This is a genomic window from Flavobacterium gawalongense, from assembly GCF_007097265.1.
Taxonomy (GTDB): Bacteria; Bacteroidota; Bacteroidia; order Flavobacteriales; family Flavobacteriaceae; genus Flavobacterium; species Flavobacterium gawalongense.
In genome coordinates this window covers 1-2,159 of sequence record NZ_VJZP01000074.1, presented here as the reverse complement: position 1 = coordinate 2,159, position 2,159 = coordinate 1, and the positions used below count along the sequence as shown (strand labels likewise).

The 2,159-nt window shown below is 30.6% G+C and carries 1 protein-coding gene; it reads right to left on the bottom strand.

What is annotated here, in order from left to right; all coding sequences use genetic code 11:
* Positions 1-152: 152 nt before the first annotated feature.
* The coding region (locus FNW38_RS17300; protein ID WP_185963172.1) for a TonB-dependent receptor plug domain-containing protein at positions 153-2,159 on the bottom strand (2,007 nt) is incomplete at its 5' end.

Sequence of the window (2,159 nt, the reverse complement as noted above, 5' to 3'; positions counted from 1 at the left end):
ATCAAATTTCAAGATCAAAAAAATTAAAAACAGCTGTGTTTTTAAGAGAAATACTATTGAATTCTTTTTCGTTTTTTAATAATTGTCTTTAACATACAAAATTTGCTGACTTCCAAACTGATGTTAGCGGTTTCTTCATTCATTTATCACTGTTAAAATTTAAAAATCAAATTACAAAACAGTTGTCTTCCAGGTTGTAAAAATTGTTTTGGACCACCTATTCTTATATCGGGTTGATAAAATTTTGAATCAAACACATTCGTAACTAGTAATTGTGTAGTAATTTCTGCATCATACACTTTTATTTTTACATAAGAAAATGTCAAATTAATCTTAGCATAAGATGGAATGGTAATTATTTGTGTAATGTCCTTATTGCCATGTTTTGCTTTAATTTCAGAATAATAATTGATTCTTGAATTTATTGTAAACGTATCAGTTGCATTAAAAGTTAAACCTCCAGTTATTCTATGTGTATAAACACCAAGATTTACAGTGCTAACTCCGGCGTAATCGTCAGCATCTTTTTGAACATAAGAATAACCAATTTCAGTTCTAATTTTTCCTATTTTATAAAACAATTGACTTTCAATACCAAAGATATTTATTACTTTATCTGAATTTTTAAAAATTACCGTCTCAGTAGGTTCAATAAAATTTGTTGCTATATTTTTGTAGGCAACAATATTCGCTATTAAATTACTTGTAAACGATTGATTAATTCCAACCTCAAAAGTATTCATACGTACTGGATTAAGTTCAATAGCCACTTTTTTTACCGTTAAGGCACCAAGTTCAAAAATAGTAGGTTCACGGAAAGCTTGCCCAAAAAGAAATCGTATTGAAGTTTTTTGAAATGGTGTATAAACTAAACCACTGCGAAAGGTAAAAATGGATTTATAAATATTGTGATGATCAAATCGTCCACCCAGGGTGAGATATAATTTATCAAATAGTGTTTTTTGTAATTGTAAAAACAGTGAATTTTTATACTGACGGAAAAATGGTTTACGCATACTATTTTCAATAGAGCGTGTTTCGTCAAAATCAGGATTTAATCTATCTGTAGAAAGAGCTATACCTAATAAATCAAACATATCAAAAGTATAACCACCAATAATAGATAAGGTTTGACTTGGAACATAATTTAATTGTACATTTCCTTTATATCGTTTTGAACCTGAACTCGATTGCTGTGAATATACATCCATAAAATTTTCTTGAATTTCTTTATCTGTAAGTGGTAAGTCCGGATTATGTCCGTTTTTTATAAGAGTATCATAAATAGCGTTGTTAAAAGAGTAGTTTACCCCCCAGAATCTTTCTTTATAAAATTGAAGTTCTGCATTAATTTTAAGTTTGTCCGTGATTTCTTTGTCTATGCCAGCATAATACAACGCTAATTGACGATAATCGTATTGACTTTTATAATCTAACGAAATATGTTCAAGTCCTCTACTGCCTTTAAGCTCATATCTCTCTATTCCCACATAAAATCCTTTGTAAGAAATTTTTGCAGCATATGGAAGTGACCAGCTATTCTGTTTAAATTGTTGGTTCACAGGAAACGCTTTAGTTGGAAATCCTTGCCGAAAATTTATGGTATCTTTTATAAAATCTTTATAATCCCAAAGATTACTACGAAAATATCGAAAACTGCCGCTAATACGAAAATCTTTTAAATTTTTTCCAAAAACGAAGCTTTGAGATTGCGTTTGTTGTGTTCCAATTCCAGCATGATACTCTGTTCCATTAAAATCAGGGGAATCATTTTTTGTGATGATATTAATAACACCAACCAAAGCATTTGCACCATAAAGGGCAGAAGCCGGACCTTGCAGAATTTCAACCTGTTTTATGTTATGCGTTGCAAATTGTGTTGCAATAAATGTTTCGGAAGCAATTAAATTTTGCATTTCTCTTCCGTTGACCAATAGTAGCGTTTGCGAAAAATTACTTAAAAAACCACGTTGTCCGCCAAAAGCAAAAATGTCGGTTCTTATAGCGACCACACCTGGAACGTTTTCCAATAAATTGGTTAAATCAGTGTAACCGTTTTCAATAATATCCTTTTCGGTGACCACATAAATTGTTGCCGGTGCAATTTTCTGATTTTCTGATTTTTTAGAAGCAGTTATAACTTCAACATTCATTAGTTC